The organism is Streptomyces sp. NTD107, from assembly GCF_059510435.1.
The window spans coordinates 513,149-530,704 of sequence record NZ_JCAJZV010000002.1; the positions used below are offsets into that span (position 1 = coordinate 513,149).

17 protein-coding genes are annotated in these 17,556 nt (G+C 73.4%); 9 read left to right on the forward strand and 8 right to left on the reverse strand.

Annotated features, from left to right (window positions below; translation table 11 throughout):
* Positions 1 to 144: 144 nt before the first annotated feature.
* From AC5WRL_RS06110 to AC5WRL_RS06135, 6 genes are all read right to left on the reverse strand, one after another.
* Entirely contained in the window at positions 145 to 423 is a 279-nt protein-coding gene (locus AC5WRL_RS06110; RefSeq protein WP_496087258.1) for a dsRBD fold-containing protein, read from the reverse strand.
* 134 nt (positions 424 to 557) lie between these two features.
* Positions 558 to 1,196, reverse strand: a complete 639-nt coding sequence (locus tag AC5WRL_RS06115; RefSeq protein ID WP_496087259.1) for a DsbA family oxidoreductase — start codon at positions 1,194 to 1,196, stop codon at positions 558 to 560.
* Positions 1,193 to 1,357: a hypothetical protein gene (locus AC5WRL_RS06120; RefSeq protein WP_496087260.1), complete on the reverse strand. Its 165-nt coding sequence runs from the start codon at positions 1,355 to 1,357 to the stop codon at positions 1,193 to 1,195. The genes AC5WRL_RS06115 and AC5WRL_RS06120 overlap by 4 nt, the downstream gene beginning before the upstream one ends.
* Before the next feature lie 146 nt (positions 1,358 to 1,503).
* A complete protein-coding gene (locus AC5WRL_RS06125) occupies positions 1,504 to 4,524 on the reverse strand; it encodes an AfsR/SARP family transcriptional regulator (RefSeq protein WP_496087261.1) in 3,021 nt (1,006 codons plus the stop codon).
* Positions 4,525 to 4,679: 155 nt separating this feature from the next.
* Positions 4,680 to 5,732 (reverse strand): methyltransferase, encoded by a 1,053-nt coding sequence (locus AC5WRL_RS06130; protein WP_496087262.1) that lies wholly within the window; start codon positions 5,730 to 5,732, stop codon positions 4,680 to 4,682.
* Between the two features lie 214 nt (positions 5,733 to 5,946).
* Positions 5,947 to 7,059: a TetR family transcriptional regulator gene (locus AC5WRL_RS06135; protein ID WP_496087263.1), complete on the reverse strand. Its 1,113-nt coding sequence runs from the start codon at positions 7,057 to 7,059 to the stop codon at positions 5,947 to 5,949.
* Positions 7,060 to 7,149: 90 nt separating this feature from the next.
* On the opposite strand from AC5WRL_RS06135, the gene AC5WRL_RS06140 reads away from it, so the two are divergent.
* The 5 genes from AC5WRL_RS06140 to AC5WRL_RS06160 all read left to right on the forward strand — a co-directional run bounded on the left by AC5WRL_RS06140 (position 7,150) and on the right by AC5WRL_RS06160 (position 11,421).
* On the forward strand, positions 7,150 to 7,791 hold the full coding sequence (locus AC5WRL_RS06140) for a transcriptional regulator (RefSeq protein ID WP_496087264.1): 642 nt from the start codon (positions 7,150 to 7,152) through the stop codon (positions 7,789 to 7,791).
* On the forward strand, positions 7,788 to 9,119 hold the full coding sequence (locus tag AC5WRL_RS06145) for a PEP/pyruvate-binding domain-containing protein (protein WP_496087265.1): 1,332 nt from the start codon (positions 7,788 to 7,790) through the stop codon (positions 9,117 to 9,119). Before AC5WRL_RS06140 ends, AC5WRL_RS06145 begins: the two co-directional genes overlap by 4 nt.
* On the forward strand, positions 9,119 to 9,706 hold the full coding sequence (locus AC5WRL_RS06150) for a histidine phosphatase family protein (RefSeq protein WP_496087266.1): 588 nt from the start codon (positions 9,119 to 9,121) through the stop codon (positions 9,704 to 9,706). The genes AC5WRL_RS06145 and AC5WRL_RS06150 overlap by 1 nt, the downstream gene beginning before the upstream one ends.
* A 65-nt stretch (positions 9,707 to 9,771) precedes the next feature.
* Positions 9,772 to 10,581 carry an alpha/beta fold hydrolase gene (locus AC5WRL_RS06155; protein WP_496087267.1) on the forward strand — a complete coding sequence of 270 codons (810 nt, stop codon included), beginning with the start codon at positions 9,772 to 9,774 and terminating at the stop codon, positions 10,579 to 10,581.
* Positions 10,582 to 10,665: 84 nt separating this feature from the next.
* Complete coding sequence (locus tag AC5WRL_RS06160; protein ID WP_496087534.1) at positions 10,666 to 11,421, forward strand: helix-turn-helix domain-containing protein; 756 nt, start codon at positions 10,666 to 10,668, stop codon at positions 11,419 to 11,421.
* 102 nt (positions 11,422 to 11,523) lie between these two features.
* Here AC5WRL_RS06160 and AC5WRL_RS06165 read toward each other — a convergent pair whose 3' ends face one another.
* Positions 11,524 to 12,189: a TetR/AcrR family transcriptional regulator gene (locus AC5WRL_RS06165; protein ID WP_496087268.1), complete on the reverse strand. Its 666-nt coding sequence runs from the start codon at positions 12,187 to 12,189 to the stop codon at positions 11,524 to 11,526.
* Positions 12,190 to 12,286: 97 nt separating this feature from the next.
* On the opposite strand from AC5WRL_RS06165, the gene AC5WRL_RS06170 reads away from it, so the two are divergent.
* Complete coding sequence (locus AC5WRL_RS06170; RefSeq protein ID WP_496087269.1) at positions 12,287 to 13,186, forward strand: SDR family NAD(P)-dependent oxidoreductase; 900 nt, start codon at positions 12,287 to 12,289, stop codon at positions 13,184 to 13,186.
* A 153-nt stretch (positions 13,187 to 13,339) separates the two neighbouring features.
* On the opposite strand, the gene AC5WRL_RS06175 is transcribed toward AC5WRL_RS06170, so the two are convergent.
* Positions 13,340 to 13,942 (reverse strand): TetR/AcrR family transcriptional regulator, encoded by a 603-nt coding sequence (locus AC5WRL_RS06175; RefSeq protein WP_496087270.1) that lies wholly within the window; start codon positions 13,940 to 13,942, stop codon positions 13,340 to 13,342.
* A 178-nt stretch (positions 13,943 to 14,120) separates the two neighbouring features.
* On the opposite strand from AC5WRL_RS06175, the gene pdhA reads away from it, so the two are divergent.
* Genes pdhA through AC5WRL_RS06190 form a run of 3 tightly spaced genes read left to right on the forward strand, consistent with a single transcriptional unit; the run spans position 14,121 to position 17,508 of the window.
* Positions 14,121 to 15,248 (forward strand): pyruvate dehydrogenase (acetyl-transferring) E1 component subunit alpha, encoded by a 1,128-nt coding sequence (gene pdhA / locus AC5WRL_RS06180; RefSeq protein ID WP_496087271.1) that lies wholly within the window; start codon positions 14,121 to 14,123, stop codon positions 15,246 to 15,248.
* Positions 15,245 to 16,240: an alpha-ketoacid dehydrogenase subunit beta gene (locus tag AC5WRL_RS06185; RefSeq protein WP_496087272.1), complete on the forward strand. Its 996-nt coding sequence runs from the start codon at positions 15,245 to 15,247 to the stop codon at positions 16,238 to 16,240. Before pdhA ends, AC5WRL_RS06185 begins: the two co-directional genes overlap by 4 nt.
* Positions 16,241 to 16,254: 14 nt before the next feature.
* A complete protein-coding gene (locus AC5WRL_RS06190; RefSeq protein ID WP_496087273.1) occupies positions 16,255 to 17,508 on the forward strand; it encodes a dihydrolipoamide acetyltransferase family protein in 1,254 nt (417 codons plus the stop codon).
* The last annotated feature ends 48 nt before the right edge of the window (positions 17,509 to 17,556 follow it).

The window sequence follows — 17,556 nt, forward strand, 5'->3', positions numbered from 1 at the left end:
CGGCCGCGACCGGCCACCGCGCGTCACTCAGGTCTCTCATGCCGCACATCCTGCGCACGCGGGCGCGCCACAAACGGCGCCGCGCCCGGCGCGCGATGCGCCCGGGAGGCGCATCGCGACACCGCGCGCCGCGCCGCGGGAAGGTCAGCGGTCGCGCAGCTCCTTCACTTCCTGATGGGTGTGCGACTCGATATCCCGGGCGCCCTGGTAGAGCAGCTGATACGACAGGTCGGACAGTGCCCGCGAGGCGGCCAGCTCATGGCCGATCACCGGGTCGTACTCGTCCCCCGGCTTGGCCTGCGCCGTTCCCTCCCCCACCAGCCCGCGCGAGGTCTTCCCCTGCAAACGGGCCTCGGCCCGGCAGGACCGGCCGTCCTCCTCGATGTCGATCTTGGCTTTCCAGGACTCGTGCGATGACGACATAACAGGACCTCCAAGCGAGCGCTGGGACAGGAGTCCGGAGCACCGGGGCACCGCTCCTCCTCTTCTTCCTCTCCCCATGCTCCCTCCAATGGCCCAACCTCGCAGCTCGGGCGCCGGAAGCGCGTCCGCGCAGGTCAGACGGCTGCCGACCGGGCCGTACGGAGCGCTTGCAGGAAGGTGTCGGCGGGCTGGGCGCCGGAGACCCCGTACGCGCCGTCCAGCACGAAGAACGGCACCCCGCTCACCCCGATCCGGCGCGCCTCGCGCACATCGGCGGCCACCTCGTCCGCGTACCCGCCGCTCTCCAGCGCCCGCCGGACGCCGGCCTCCTCCAGGCCGATCTCCACCCCGAGCCGTACGAGGGTGTCCAGGTCGTCGACCGTCTCGCCCTCACACAGGTGGGCGGCCAGCAGCCGCTCGTGCGCGGCGTCGCCGAGACCGTGCCGGTTCGCGAACTGGAGCAGCCGGTGCGCGTCCAGGGTGTTGACGGAGACGGCGCGCTCCATGGCGTACGTCAGGCCCTCGGCGGCGGCGAGATCGGTGACCCGCTGCTGCATCTCCCGTACCTGCTCGGGGCCGGCGCCCAGCTTCCGGGCCAGCATCGTGGCGGTGGGCTCGCGCAGCCCGGCGGGGTGCGCGGGGTCGAGCTGGAAGCTGTGCCAGCGCAGCTCGACCTCGTCCGCGTGCTCGAAGCGGGCCAGCGCGCTCTCCAGCCGCCGCTTGCCGATGTAGCACCAGGGACAGACCACGTCCGACCAGATATCGATCCTCACAGCGCGCACACCCCGTCCGCGTCGCACACGGGCGCCGCGTCCGCGCCGCCGGCCGCGCCGATGACGATCAGCGCGGGGGTGGTGGGCTGCTGCGGCTGTCCGTCGCCGGTGGACGGCGGCGGGGGCGGGGGCGGGGGCGGCACGACGGGGTCGTTCGGCATGATCACTCCGCTGGAACGGTGATGGTTACTGAAGGTGCGGTACCCCACCGTACGCAACCACCCCAGCGATCGTAAGAACGCACTTCCGGGTAAGCCCTGCGCCTCCCCGCGCCGTCCGCCGGGGCGCGCGGGCGCGCCCCGGCCGGCTACGGCGGGCAGTGGTCCCCGTCGACGAGCCGGGTGATCACCCCGAGTCCGTGGGCCCGGCCCGCCAGCGCGAACAGCCCCCGCAGAAGTGGCTCCGTCAGCACCGGTGCCTGCGACAGCTCCCCGACGAGCCCCCGCAGCTCGTCGAGCAGCGCCGGCAGCCCGGGCGGCACGTCCGCCGCACCGCACCCCGCCCGGTGCAGCTCCAGATAGTCCACCAGCCGCTGCCCCGCCCGCACCGCCGTCAGCCGCGCCGTCCCGACCTCGCCCGCGAGCCCCTCGTCCGCCGCCAGATACAGCAGCGATTCGATCAGCGCGCTCATCGCGTGCGAGTTGCGCCGGTCCACCGCCCCCAGCGAGGCGTGCAGTTCGGCGGCCCGCCGCCGGTAGCCGAGCGCCGCCCGGTGCTGCCCCAAGTGGTGGTGCGCGTACCCCAGCAGATCCATGGTCCGCGCCATGTCGCTCAGCTCGCCGGCCTCCTCCAGGATGCTCAGCGCCCGCTCCGCCGAGACCAGCGCCTCCTCGTACCGCCGCATCCGCCCCAGCGCCTTGGCGATGACGCTCAGCGCCGCGCCCTCGCCGACCGTCCAGCCCAGCTCGCCGAAGATCCGCAGCGAGGTACGCGCCTGCTCCAGCATCTTCTCGTACGCCCCGGTCGAGGCGTGCACGCCCGCCAGCTGCCGGTGGGTGTAGCCGGCCGCCAGCCGGTCGCCCTCCGCCTCGATCAGCTCCAGGGCCCGGTGCAGATGGCGCTCCGCCTCGCCCCACTGCCCGGCGTTGTACTCGGCGCGGCTGAGCCCCCGGTGTCCCAGGGCCATCCCCAGCCGGCTGCCCTCGCGCCCCGCCGCGCGCAGCGCCAGGGTGCTGGTGGCGCGCAGTTCCTCCCAGTGGCCGTTGACGTCGAGGTAGTGGCGCACCATCCAGGCCAGCTGCCACACCGTACGGTCGTGGCCGCCCCGGTAGGCGGTGTCGATCAGATGCAGGATCGCCCCGCGTTCGGTCTCGAACCAGCCGCGCGCCTCGGCGTACGTGCTCAGCGTGCGGCGGCGCCGCCCCACCGGCCGGATCGGGGGCATGTCGTGGTGCCGGGAGAGAATCCGGGCGGCCTCGTGGGCGGTGTGCAGATAGTGGCTCAGGACCCGTCGCAGGCCCGCGTCGCGCTCGCCCGGGGTCGTGCTGTCGGCCAGCACCTCCACCGCGTACGCGCGCACCAGGTCGTGCCAGCCGTACCGCCCGGGGGCGCGTTCCTCCAGCAGCCGCATGGCGGTGAGTTCGTCGAGCAGTTCCTGGGTTCGCGGCAGCGGCTGGGCGAGCAGGTCGGCGATGAAGCGGGCGCCGGCCGAGCGGCCCGGGTGCAGCGGCAGCAGCCGGAACAGGCCGGCCGCCGCCGGGCTCAGCGCCCGGTAGGAGGAGGAGAGCACGGAGCGCACCCCGGGTGAGCTGTCGCCGCCGGTGAGAAAGGAGATCCGGGCCCGGGTGTCGCACAGTTCGCCGGCGATGGCGTCGAGGGAGAACGCCGGGTTGGCGATCGCCTTGGCGCAGACCACGGCGAGCGCCAGCGGCAGCCCGCCGCAGCAGTCCACGATGTCCCGCGCGGCCCGCTCCTGCTCCGCGCCGCGCAGCCGTTCGGGGCCGAGCTTGCCGCGCATGAGTTCCAGTGCCTCGTCCGGCGCGAACGGCCGCAGTTCGCTGACCCGGGCGCCGCGCGCCGTGATCAGCCCGGCCAGCGGGGAGCGGCTGGTGACCAGCACCAGGGTGCCCTCGGCCGACTCGGGGATCAGCGGCAGGACGTGGGCGGCGTCGCGCGCGTTGTCCAGGAGCAGCAGCATCCGGCGGCCCGCGAGCAGCCGGCGCAGAAAGGCGGTACGGGCCTCGGCGTCGTGCGGGACGCGCTGCCGGGGCACGTCCATGGCCTCGATGAGGCGGTCCACGGCCTGGGCGGTGGGGACCATCGGCCGGTCCGCGTCGAAGCCGTGCAGATTCAGGTACAGCTGTCCGTCGGGGTGGTTCTCGCGCAGCCGGTGCGCGAGGAGGGTGGCGAACTCGGTCTTGCCCACCCCGGCCATGCCGCTGACCACGATCACCCGGGCGCCGCGCCCGATGTCGCGCAGCGCCGCCGTCAGGTCCGGGGCGCGGCCGACGAATAAGGGTGAGGGGGCGGGCAGTTGCTCGGGGATGGCCGGTGGCCGCGGCGGTACGGGGCGACCGCCGGGGTCGTACGCCCCCCCGTACGGCCCGCAGCTCCCTTCCAGCCCGCCGCGCGGGGTGCCAAGGGCGGTGTCGCCGCGCAGGATGCGCTCGTACAGGGTGGTGAGGGAGGCGGCCGGGTCGACGCCCAGCTCGTGGCGGATCAGCTTGCGCACATGCCCGTACGCGGAGATCGCCTCGGCCTGCCGGCCGGCCCGGTAGAGCGCCAGCATCAGCAGTTCGTGGAACCGCTCGTGGAGCGGGTCCTCGATGACGGCGGTGGACATGAGCTGGATGATCTCGTCGTCGCGGCCCAGGGTCAGGGCGGCGGACCCGTACAGATCGAGCGCGCTGGTGCGGGTCTGCCGCAGGCCGACGCGTTCGCGTTCCGCCGCCTCGCCGTGGATCTCGCGCAGCGGCTGGCCGTGCCACAGCGCGAGGGCCCGGCGGCTGAGTTCGACGGCGCCGCGGTCGTCGCCCGCGCCGTGGGCGGCGCGGGCGGAGCCGACCAGGTGCCGGAAGCGGTGCGAGTCGATGGCCGCCGGGTCGACCATGAGGGCGTACCCGTGGCTGCCGGAGACGATCCGCGCGCCTTGTGGTTCCAGGGCGCGGCGCAGCCGGTGGATGTAGGTGCGCACCGTACCCCGCGCGCCTTTGGGCGGGGCGCTGTCCCACAGCGCGCTGGCGAACTGGCCGGCGGGCACGGTGCCGCCGGCGTGCAGCAGCAGGACGCTCAGGGTGGAGCGTTGCTGCGGGGATCCCAGGGGGATCTCGGCGCCGTTGTGCCAGGCGCGTACCGGTCCGAGGAGGGAGAAGCGCAGCCCCGTAGTCATAGATCTCGTCCTTGGCGCAGGTTCCAGCCGATTGGACGAATGTATGACGTGATGAGGGTTGGGGCGACGGTTTACCGTGCAACTGTACGAAGCGGGGCGGTGGTACAGGCCGGGCCGCCCCCGTGGTGCGGCCCGGCCCTTGGAGCCCCGGGTGGTCAGTCCAGGCGCTCCAGCTCGATCAGCGCGAACATCGAACGCGTGGGACGCAGTCCGGTGCGCTTCCAGCCCGCCTCGGCGAACAGCGCGTCGTACTCCTGGAGGGAACGCTCCTGACCCGCCGACACCGACAGCATGTTCATGTCCAGCAGCGCGACCGGGTCCGGCGAACCCGTCTCCCCCAGCAGCGCCTCGATCACCAGGATGCGGCCACCGGGACGCGCCGCCTGCCAGCAGTTGCGCAGGATTCGTACCGCCTGCTCGTCCGACCAGTCGTGCAGCACCCACTTCAGCAGGTAGTAGTCGGCCTCCGGGATGCCCTCGAAGAAGTCCCCCGCGACCGCCTCGAACCGGTCCGCCACGCCCGCGGCCTCCGCGGCCTGCCGGGCGCCCGGCACCACATGCGGCAGGTCGAACACCAGGCCCTCGATGTGCGCGTGCTCCGCCATCAGACCGAGCAGCAGCGCCCCGTCCGCGCCGCCGATGTCGGCGATCCGGGTGGCCCCGTCGAGGTCGAGCAGCGCCACCGTGTCCTGCACCACCTGCTCGGTGGCGTTGGTCATGGCGCGGGAGAACAGCGCGGCGTCCTCGGGGTGTTGGGCGAGGTAGGTGAACAGGTCGGAGCCCAGGGCGCGTTCCCACTGCGGGCGGCCCTCGCGCACCGCCTCGGGGAACGGCTGCCACACCTGCCAGTGCGCCGGCGCCCCCGACAGCAGCGCGGCGTCCCGCAGCGACCCGGGTACGCCCTCGCGCAGCAGCGCGCCGACCGGGGTGAGGGCGAACCGCCCGCCGCCCTCGTGAGCCAGCAGCCCGATCGAGGCACAGGCGCGCAACAGCCGGTGGGTGGCACCGGGGTGACTCGACTCCCGCTCGGCGATCTCCTCGGCGGTACGGGCCCCGTCGGCGATGTGATCGGTCACCCGCAGCACGGCGGCGGCCCGGACCACCTGGGTGATCCAGTGCGCCGTGGTCATCTGGTACAACGCCTGTGCGTGCTGCGCTGCCTCCGCCTCGGCGGGCGAGAGTTCGGGTGCGGTGCCGGTAAGGGGCATGAACGTCCTCGTTCCGGAATGTCGGTGGTCACGTACGCTCCCGAGGGCCGTGGAACGCGGACCGCACCGTCCGGTGAGGCCCGGATGTCTCCCCGTGACCACCCGGACCTCACCGGTGCGACCGCGCCGTTCCTCGGGATGGAGTATGTGTAAAGCCCGCCTGTCGACAAAGCGTTGACGCCGTGTCGGAATCGGGGACGGAAGCGGGTACGGATCAGGGGCGGGGGCCGCGTTCCCGGTCGTGGTGGACGGCCACCGCGTGGCCGGCCCCATGGCCCTGCGCGCGGGCCACGATCAGCCCGTCCCGTACCCGCACCGCCAGCTCGGTGAGGTCGTCGGCCGCCGTCGCCACCGTCGCCGCCGGGCCCAGGGCGGCCGGGACCGCCCCGGCCTCGTCGAACACGACGCGCGGCGAGGGCAGTTCCCCGGGCGCGAACACCCGGCGCAGACAGCCCACGAGATCGGCGATCCGCAGCCGGGCCAGCCGGCCCGTCTCGGCGGGATCGCCGCTCACCACGACGATGGTCACCGCGTCGCGCCGGCGCGCCGCGCGCACCGCCTCCTCGGCCGCCGCGAGCCGGCTCACGCCCAGGACGACGAGCACGCCGTCGGCGTCGAGTGCGGCCGGGCGGCCGGTGATCTCGTCGCGCGGCGGGCCGCCGGGCGGAACCCACGGGTCGTGCGCCGGCCGGGCCGGGGGGACGAAGGCCAGGTGCGAGGGCGCCGTGTCGTCGAGGGGGGCCAGGGTGGCCAAGTGCTCGGCGGCGTGGGCCAGATCGAAGGGATCGCCGAGGCCGGGGGCGTGCTCCGCGAGGGAGGCCGCGCCGTGCAGCAGGGTCAGCGCCAGCTCGGCAAGCCGTACGGTCCTGGCGCGCGGGGCCGTTCCCGGCTCCAACGCGAGGGCGAGCAGCAGGGCTTCGAAGCGTACGAGCCCGGCGAGCGCGGCCCGGGCCGGTTCGCTGTCCAGCACGCCGGACAGCGAGCGCAGTTGGAGATGTCCGCTCGCCGGGGTGTCGCCGGTCAGCGGCAGCCGCTCCAGCCAGACCCGGGCGAAGGCGCCGAGCGCCCGCCCGGCGGAGTCGGGCGATACGGCCGGGGGCCGGGCGGTGTCCCTGGCCCGTTCGGCGGCGTCGGCGAGCACGGCGAGGTAGAGCGCGCGCTTGCTGGTGAAGTTGGAGTAGACGGCGCCTCTGGTCAGTTCGGCCTGCTCGGCGATCCGGTCGACCTTGGCCTCCGCGTAGCCGTACTCGGCGAACTCCCGCCGGGCCGCGACCAGTACCGCCGCGCGGGTCCGTTCCTGCTGCTGCGCCCGGGTCAGTCTCGCCATGGTGTGTTCCCTTCCGCTCGCGCCGTGTCATGATACGGCGAGCATCCAGATGATGGCGTCATCCGAAAACAGCGAACATCAGAGGTGTCCATGCTCGACAACCCGCCGGACACCGGCACGGCGAACCCCCAGGACCCCGCCCTGCTGGTACTGCACGCGCTGCGCTGCGCCGGCGCCACCGGCCTCGACCGCCTCCGCTCGATCACCGGACTCGACGAAACCGCGGTCGAATCCCAGCTGATCGACCTCGCCGTCGACGGCCTCGTCCTCCGGTTCCCCGGCCGGATGTCCGGCTGGCAGCTCACCGACGCCGGCCGCGCCGCCGACGCCGCACGGATCACCGCCGAACTCGAAGCGGCCCGCGCCCGCCCGGCCGTGACGGCGGCGTTCCAGCGCTTCCTGACGCTCAACCCGGAACTGCTCGACCTCTGCACGGCATGGCAACTTCGCCCCGCCGACGGCGTCATGGCCGTCAACGACCACCGCGACCCGGCCTACGACGCCAAGGTCCTGGACCGGTTCGCCGACCTCGACCGGCGAACCGCCCCCGTCTGCGCCGAACTCACCGCCGCCCTCCCCCGGTTCAGCCGCTACCCGGTCCGCCTGCGCACCGCCCTCGACCGGGCGCGGGCCGGAGCGCCCGAGCACGTCACCGACTCCACCACCTCGTACCACACCGTCTGGGCGGAACTGCACGAAGACCTGCTCGCCACCCTGGGAATCCCGCGATGAGATGGATCCGCCCGATCTCGGCCGAAACCCCCGACCCGGCCCGGACCCTGGGCGGCAAGGCCCACGGCCTTGTCCTCGCCCACCGCCTCGGCCTGCCGGTACCACCCGCGTTCGTCATCACCACCGCCGCCTGCCGCGCCTTCCTCCGGGACGGCCGGCTGCCCAAAGGGCTGGCCGCCGAACTCACCACCGCCCTCGCCCGCCTCGAAGGCGCCGGCAGCCGTACCCCGCTCGCGGTCTCGGTACGCTCCGGGGCCGAGGTGTCCATGCCCGGCATGATGAACACCCTCCTCAACCTCACACCGACGCACCACCGGCTGACGCCGGCGATCGAGGCCGTGTTCTCGTCCTGGAACACCCCACGCGCCCAGACCTACCGCACGCTGCACGACATCCCGCACGACCTCGGCACCGCCGCGATCGTCCAGGTCATGGTGTACGGCGACCGCGACCAGCACAGCGGCAGCGGCGTCGCGTTCAGCCGCGACCCCACCACCGGTGCCAACACCCCGTACGGGGATGTCCTCTTCGGCCACCAGGGCGACGACGTCGTCTCCGGCGCCACGACCACCCGGCCACTGCGCGAACTCGCCGAGCGCGAACCGGAGGTGTGGGCGGACCTGCTCGACGCCCTGCACCGGACCGAGACCCACTACCGTGACGCCTGCTACGTCGAATTCACCTTCGAGGCCGGCGAACTGTGGATCCTCCAGCTCCGGCCCGGCCGCTTCACCGGCGCCGCCGCCGTCCGCCTCGCCACCGAACTCGCCGACGCCCGCGCCATCACCCGCGCGGAAGCGCTGCTCCGCGTCTCACCGGAGCACCTCCGGCAGGTCCGCACCCCGCGCATCGACCCCGCCGGCCCGGCCGAGATCCTCGCCCGGGGCATCGGCGCCTGCCCCGGCGTCGCGACCGGCCGGGTCGCCACCACGGCGGACGAGGCGGTCCGCAGGGCCCGCGACACCCCCGTCATCCTGGTGCGCCCGGAGACCTCCCCGAACGACCTGCCCGGCCTGGCCGCCGCCACCGGCATCGTCACCGCCCGGGGCGGCCCCGCCAGCCACGCCGCCGTCGTGGCCCGCGCCATGAACAAACCCGCCGTGGTCGGCGCCACCGGCCCCACCCTCACCGCCGGCACCCTCATCACCATCGACGGCACCAGCGGCGAAGTCGCCCTCGGCACCCCCCACCTCACCACCACCGCCGCCGACGCCCACCTCCACCGGCTGCTCGGCTGGGCCGACACCCTCGCGGGCGACCACTCCCCCCGCGACGAACCGAGCCGCCTCGCGGCAGCCCACGCGGCACTGACAGAACGGACCCCGTGATGCCCATCCGCCACCTCTACCTGGTCCGGCACGGCGCGGCCGACGCGTTCGGCGAACTCACCGACATCGGAGCGCAGCAGTCCGGCCTCCTCGGCCGACGACTGTCCCACCTCCCCATCGACACCGTGTGGCACTCCCCCCTCCCCCGGGCCGTACGCTCCGCACAGCTCATCGGCGCCCACCTCCCCACCGCCGCCGTACGCGAAGCGCCCGAGCTGATCGACAACGTCCCCCACGTACCGGCCGACCCACCCCCGGCCTGGGCCCCGTTCTTCGACGGCTACGACGCCGCGGAGGCCGCGGCCGGCGAACACGTCGCCCACACCCTCACCACCCGCTTCGCCCGCCCCGCCCCCACCGAGACCCACGAACTCCTGGTCACCCACGCCTACCCGATCGCCTGGCTCCTGCGCCACGCCCTGGACGCACCCCCCGCCCGCTGGCTCGGCCTGGACAGCGGCAACACGGCCCTGACCGCCATCCAGTACCGCGACAACACCACCCCCACCGTCCTCCTCTACAACGACATGACCCACCTGCCACCCCACCTCCGCTGGACCGGCTTCCCCCAGGCCCCCCGCCCCTGACACCGGGGCCCGGCGGGGACATTCGTACAAGACCGGCGGCCGGCGGCGCGGGCATCGTGCCGGGTATGGGAAATGAAGAAGCCGTGCACACGCAGGGGATGTACGTGGTCCGGTACGGGCCTCGGCAGGCGGCGCCGGTGGTGCTCGTTCATGGGTCGGGGGCATCGGGCGGGTCCTGGGGGCCGGTGGTGCCCGCGCTCGCCGAGCGGCATCACGTCATCCGGGTCGACCTCCCGGGGCACGGCCAGTCCCCGCCCGCGGCCTCGTACGACGTGTCCGGGCAGGCGCGGCGGCTGGCCGCCGTGCTCGACGACCTCGGCCTGCGCGCGGTCACCGTGGCCGGGCACTCCAGCGGTGGCTACATCGCCACCGCGCTCGCCGAACTGCGCCCCGACCTGGTCGGTTCGCTCGCGCTGATCAGCAGTGGCCCGTCTGTGGGCGCGCTTCTTCCGCAGCCCCTCATCCTGCGGGCGCTGCTCGGCCCGCCACTGGGCCGGCTGCTGTGGTCGGTCCGTTCGGACGCGATGCTCCGCAGGGGGATCACCGCCGCGTGCGACCGCCCGGTGGACGTCCCGGACGAACTGGTCGCCGAAATGCGGGGCATCGGCTATCGCACGTTCCGGACGGTGCTGCGCCGGAACACCGCGTACCTCGCCGAGCGGAGCGTGCCCGCGCGCCTCGCCGGCCTCGACGTCCCGGTTCTGGTGATCTTCGGTGCTGCCGACCCCCGCTGGAACCCGTCATCCGCGCACGAGTACGACACGGTGCCGGGGGCGCGCGTCGAGCGGTTGCCCGGCGTCGGGCACTTCCCCATGTTCGAAGCGCCGGAAGCGACCGGCGCGTTGCTGCTGGCCTTCGCCGCCGCGAGCCGCTGACCACCGGTCGGTACCCTCAAGACCGTGTGGAACTCGGTGCGGGTCGCGATCCCCCGGCGGTCACAGCGGCTGACCGGCGTCAGCATGGCGGGATTCGATCACCGTGTCCCGGAGCCCGTGGACATCGCCATGGTTCCGCACCCCTCGGTCACCCTGCTCGTGGATCTCGGTGAGGGGGACGGTTTCGTCCGCGACGCCCACGGCCGGCGCGAGCGCGGCAGCGCGGTGGTCGGGTTGCTCCCGGGCGGCCTTCGGATCAGCGGCGGGCGGGCCCGGGGCGGCCGGTGCCTCCAGATCCGGTTGTCGCCGGTGGTGGCCGCGGGGGTGGTCGGCGCGTCCATCGAGCTTGCCGGGACGGTGGTTTCCCTGGCCGATGTCTGGGGCCGCGACGCCGGGCGGGCCGAGGGCCGGCTGCGTGCCGCCACCTCGTGGGACGAACGGTTCGCCGTCGCGGCGGAGGTCATCGGCCGGCGGCTGGAGTCCCGCCCACCGCCCGACCCGGAAGTCGCCGCCGCCTGGTGGCGGCTGCGCGCCGAGCGGGGACAGGTGCGGGTCGAGGAGGTGGCGAAGGAGGTGGGCTGGAGCCGTAAGCGCCTGTGGTCCCGCTTCCGGTCCCAGGTCGGCCTCACCCCCAAGCGCGCCGCCCGGTTGGTGCGGTTCGACCACGCGGCCCGCCTGCTCGCGGCCGGCGACGCCGCCGCCCGGGTGGCGGCCACGAGCGGCTACGCCGACCAGTCCCACCTGCACCGCGAGATCAGGGCGTTCACCGGAACGACCCCCACGGCGGTGGCCACCGCCCCCTGGCTGGCGATCGACGACGTGGCGTGGCCGACGCCATGAGCCCCCGCCCACCGTGGAGTTCTCGCCGAACGCCTCCGTACCGGCCCCGATGCCGTCCGGACCCCGATCCGGCGGTGGGGCCCGGTCGGTGAACGGAAAGGGTCAGCCGCGCGGCAGGATGCCCAGGAGCGCCGAGGTGAAGGAGGCCCGCAGGGTGTCGCGCAGGTCCAGGTGGAGCACGTCGAGGGCCGGCTCCTCCGCGTAGGCGGCGACGAGGCTGGGCGGCGGCGGGACGTACGCCGACAGGGCACCCGCCGTGAGCAGGCTCATCAGGCAGAACTGCTGTGCTTCGTCGCCGAGTTCGGGCAGGTGGCGGCGTACGAGTCCGGTCATGGTGGCGAGCCGCCCCAGGGAGGAGCGCTTGTGCCGCTTGATCACCTCGACCGAGACGTTGTGCTCAAGGACGCCGCCCTGGGCGCCGAAGAGGTCGCACAGCACGGGACGGTCCGCCAGTGAGCGGCTGAGGATGCCGGCCAGCCGGCGGGCCCTGACCTCCGGTGCCGCCTGTGGTTCGGCGCCCTCGGCCAGCTCGTCCGCCAGCTCGGCGAGCCAGCTCTCCAGGGATACGTCCAGCAGTTCGAGCAGTACCGCCTCGCGTGACTCGAAGTACCGCAGGACGTTCGACTTGGCCAGGCCCACCCGCCGGCTGAGTTCGTTGAGGCTCACCTCGGCCACGGGCATCTCGTCGAGCATCGCCGCCGCGGTGTCCAGGATCGCCCGGCGGCGGATCTCCCGTTGCTCCTCGCTGCGCGCCCGCTGGAATGTCACGCCCTCAGCCTAGCGTAAAGACCGGCGGTCTCTTGACAGCAGACCGGCGGTCTTTTAAGTTCGCTGCCAACAGACCGACGGATTTCAGGAGTGGGCCATGAGCGGCAACTGGACCGAGCAGCACATCCCCGATCAGCACGGCCGGGTGGCGATCGTGACCGGCGCCAACACCGGGCTGGGCTTCGAGACCGCCCGGATGCTCGCCGAGCGCGGGGCGACGGTGGTGCTGGCCGTCCGCGACATCGAGAAGGGCAAGCGGGCCGCCGCCCGCATCACCGGCGACGTCACCGTCCAGGCCCTCGACCTGGCCTCACTGGACTCGATCCGCTCCGCGGCGGCCGACCTGCGCGCCGCGCACCCGCGCATCGACCTGCTGATCAACAACGCGGGCGTGATGTACACCCCGAGGCAGACCACCGCCGACGGCTTCGAGCTGCAATTCGGCACCAACCACCTCGGCCACTTCGCCCTGACCGGCCTGCTGCTCGACCGGCTGCTGCCGGCCGCCGGCTCCCGCGTCGTCACGGTCAGCAGCACCGGCCACCGCATCCGGGCCGCCATCCACTTCGACGACCTCCAGTGGGAGCGCTCGTACAGCCGCGCCGCCGCCTACGGCCAGGCCAAGCTCGCCAACCTCATGTTCACGTACGAACTCCAGCGCCGGCTCGCACCGCACGGCACCACGATCGCCGTGGCCGCCCACCCCGGCCTGTCCGACACCGAACTCACCCGCAACGTACCCGCCGCGTTTCGCGTGCCCATCGGCTGGCTCGCGCCCGCCCTCACCCAGAAGGCCGCGATGGGCGCCCTGCCCACCCTGCGCGCCGCCACCGACCCGGCCGTCGTCGGCGGGCAGTACTACGGCCCCGGCAACCGCGCCGAGATCCGCGGCTACCCCAGGCTGGTCACCTCAAGCCCCGACTCCCACGACCAGGCCGTCCAGCGGCGCCTGTGGACCGTCTCCGAGGAACTGACCGGGGTGACCTTCGCCGTCTGACGGCCGCAGAGCGCGGTGATCAGCCGGCCGGGCGGTCGCCGGTTCGGCGCGGGGTGTGCACCGCCTCCTCGCTCCCGGCAGCGTCCGGGTACGGCATACCGTCCGCTTCGACGACGAGGTCGGGACCGACTCGTCCTCATGACGTCGGCGCCCTCACCGCGCCCCGGGGAGGCCCAGTCGTGAGAGTGCGGTCGCCGCATGGGTTCTCGCCTGTGCGGGGGTGGGGGCGGCGCGCAGGCCGAGCAGGCGCTGGCGGTGGGGCTCGCCGAGGAGCAGGGTGAACAGTGCGCCGGCCAGGTCAGGATCGTGGCCGGGCAGCCGCTCGGCGAGGGCGTCGATGTAGGACTCGGGGCCGTCGCGATAGAAGCGCTCGGCGAGGGCGGGGAAGGCGTACGCCTCGGTGACCATGAGCCGGTGCAGGGCGACCGCCTCGTCGGAGTGCAGGGTGTGGACGATCTCGCCGGCCAGTTCGGCCAGTGTGCTGCCGCCGTCCCCGGTCAGCGCGAGGGCGCGGCCCCGGAGGCGTTCCACGGCGGCGATGAAGATCTCTGTCCGGTCGCCGAAGTAGCTGTAGATGGTGCGCTTGGCCACATGGGCCGTCGCGGCGACCTCGTCGAGCGACACCTGCCCGAAGCCCCCGGCGGCGAACAGCCGTACGGCGGCGTCCAGGATCTCGTCCCGCCGCCGGGCGCGCTCCGCCTCGGTCGGGCGACCGCGTTTGCGGGGAGGGTCCACCGGAGGCTCGCTCGTACCCATCGCGGATCCCTCTCCTCGGCGCTGACCAGGGCCCAGTCTATAATGAAACGAAAGACGTTTCATTTATGGCCGAAGCCGGCCCCGGCATCACCGGGCCCCGGCGACGGCCCCGCGACGACGCGCCCCGGCCGCACTGCGGCCCGCCCCGGCGCGCCCGGGCGGGAAGGAGATCCCCTGTATGCCCCCGAACAACACGACGCCGAGGTCCGCGCGGGCCTCGAAGTCCCCGACCAGGAACCGGAGCGGGCGCCCGGCGCCCAGCGCTGAGCAACTGCTGTCCTTCTACCGGCAGATGATGCTGATCCGCCGGTTCGAGGAGCGCGCCGCCCGGGCCTACACGGAGGCGAAGATCGGCGGCTACTGCCATCTGAACCTGGGCGAGGAGGCCACCGTCGTCGGTCTGACGGCCGCCCTGGAGGACGAGGACTACGTCTTCACCAACTACCGGGAGCACGGCTACGCGATCGCGCGCGGCATCGCCCCCGAGCGGGTGATGGCCGAGCTGTACGGCCGGACGGACGGCGTCTCGCGCGGCTGGGGCGGCTCCATGCACATGTTCGACATCGCCACCCGGTTCATGGGCGGCTACGGCATCGTCGGCGGGCAGGTACCGCTCGCCACCGGGGCGGCCCTGGCCATCGACTACCGGGGCGGCAGCGAAGCCGTCATCTGTCTGATGGGCGACGGCACCACCAACATCGGCGCGTTCCACGAATCGCTCAACATCGCCGCGCTGTGGGGCCTGCCGATCGTCTATGTGGTGATCAACAACGGCCTCGGCATGGGCACCACCGTCGAACAGTCCTCCGCCGAGCCCGAGCTGTACAAGCGCGCCTCCGCCTACCGCATGGCATCGGCGCGGGTCGACGGCAACGACCCGGTCGCCGTCCACCGGGCCACCCGTACGGCACTGGCCAGCGCCCGGCAGGGCAAGCCCTACCTGCTGGAGACCCTGTCCGGGCGGCTCAAGGGCCACTCGGTGGTCGATCCCGCCAAGTACCGCAGCAGGGAAGAGGCCGAGGCGCTGAAGGCCGCCGATCCCATCGCCGCCTACGCGGTGCTGCTCAGCGAACAGGGCCTGCTGACGGACGCCCTCATCGCCGGCATCGACGCCGAGGCCACCTCGGCGGCGGCGGCTGCCGCGGCGTTCGCCGACGCCAGCCCGCACCCGGAGGTCGCCACCCTGTTCGACTACACCTACGCCACCCCCGTACCGAACGACGCGCGCCGGCTGCCCGGCGACGCCCTCTTCCCGGCGGCACCACGCCCGTCCGGGTCCGCATCGAGCCCGGAGGCCCGGCCATGACGGTGATCAGCTACCGGCAGGCGCTCCATGACGCGCTGCGCTCGGAAATGCTCCGCGACGAGAACGTCTTTCTCATCGGCGAGGAGATCGGGATCTTCGAGGGCTCGTACAAGATCACCGCGGGCCTGCTCGCGGAGTTCGGCGAGAAACGGGTACGGGACACCCCGATCGCCGAAGAGGGCTTCGTCGGCGCCGCCATCGGGGCCGCCATGCTCGGCCTGCGGCCGGTCGCGGAGATCATGACGATCAACTTCTCGCTGCTCGCCCTCGACCAGATCGTCAACCACGCGGCCAAGATCTACGGGATGTTCGGCGGCCAGGCGACCGTGCCGCTGGTGATCCGCACCCCGGGCGGCGGCGGGCAGCAGCTCGGCGCCACCCACTCGCAGAACATCGAGCTGTACTACGCCTTCGTCCCCGGCATGAAGGTCGTCGCCCCCTCCAGCCCGGCCGACGCCAAGGCGCTCATGCTGGCCGCGATCCGCGACGACGACCCGGTCCTCGTCCTGGAGAACCTCGCCCTCTACAACACCAAGGGCGAGGTGCCCGACCACGACGAGCCCGCCGAGATCGGAAAGGCCAAGGTCACCCGCGAAGGCGCCGACATCACCGTGGTCGCCTACTCCAGGATGGCCGCCGTCGCGCTCCAGGCCGCCGAGCGGCTGGCCGCGTCGGACGGAATCGACGTCGAGGTCGTCGATCTGCGCAGTCTGCGCCCGCTCGACCGGGACACCGTGGTCGCCTCGGTGCGGAAGACGAATTGCGCGGTCGTGCTGGAGGACGACTGGCTCACCTACGGCATCGGCGCCGAGATCGCCGCGACCATCTCCGACGGAGCGTTCGACTGGCTCGACGCCCCGGTCCGCCGGGTGGCGATGGCCGAAGTGCCGCTGCCCTACGCCAAGCCGCTGGAGACGGCGGCCCTGCCGTCGGCGGACGACGCGATCACCGCGATCCGCCAGACCCTCGACGCCGTCGCCCGGCGCCGCTGAGAAGAGGAAGACCCGTGATCGATATCCTCATGCCGCGCCTGTCCGACACCATGGAGGAAGGCGTCATCTCCGCCTGGCACAAGCGGCCGGGCGACGCCGTCACGCCGGGTGATGTCCTGGTCGACATCGAGACCGACAAAGCCGTCATGGAGCACGAGGCGTACGAGGCCGGCACCCTCGCCGAAATCCTCGTCGCCGAGGGCGAGAACGTCCCGATCGGCGCCCCCATCGCCCGCCTCGACAACGGCACCGGCACCGGCACCAGTGGCGAGTCGGCGACGCCGCAGCCGACGGCCGACACCGCGGTCCAGGCCACCCCGGACCCGGTGGGCGGCGCGGTGGGCGGTGAGCCGGCGCCGTCCGGACGGCTGGCCGCGACACCGCTGGTGCGCAGGCTTGCCCGGGAGCGCGACATCGACCTCGCCACCGTGAACGGGACCGGCCCCGGCGGCCGGATCGTCCGCGCCGACCTCGACGCGCTGGCCCCCGCACCCACACCCACACCCACACCCGAACCCACGCCCGCGCCCGAACCGGCGGCGGCCCCCGCGCGCGTCTCCGCACCCACCGACGGCCGGGAACCCGTCGCGGTGCCGTTCGACCCGGTGCGGCAGGCCATCGCGACCCGGCTCACCGAGAGCGCCACCACGATCCCCGCGTTCACCGTCACCGGCTCCGCCGATGTCGAGGACCTTCTCGTACTCCGGGGCCGGATCAACGCCTCCCTCGACGGGGTGAAGGTGACCGTCAACGACCTGATGGTGCGAGCCGTCGCGCTCGCCCTGCGCGAGCACCCCGGGGTGAACGCCTCGTACTCCCCCGAGGGCCGGGGCCAGACCCTGGAGCACGGCCGCGTCCACATCGGCGTCGCCGTCGCGTCCCCCGCCGGGCTGCTCGTCCCGGTGATCCGGGACGCCGACCGCATGTCGGTCACCGCCATCTCGGCCCGGACCCGGGAACTCGCCGACAAGGCCACGCAGCGGACCCTCGGCACGGCGGACATGGCCGACGGAACGTTCACGATCAGCAACCTCGGGATGTACGGGGTCGAGCACTTCACCGCGATCATCAACCCGCCACAGGGCGCGATCCTCGCGGTCGGCGCCGCGCGCGAGGAGCCCCAGCGGAGCGGGGAGTCCTTCGTGTCCCGCCGCCGGATGCGCTACACGATCACCGCTGACCACCGGATCATCGACGGCGCGCTGGCCGCCCGGTTCCTCGCCACCCTCACCGGGCTGCTGGAGAATCCGCTGCGCATCCTGGCCTGACGTCTCCGGGCGCGGGCCGTGGTGCGGGCAGGGCCCGGCCATCCCAGG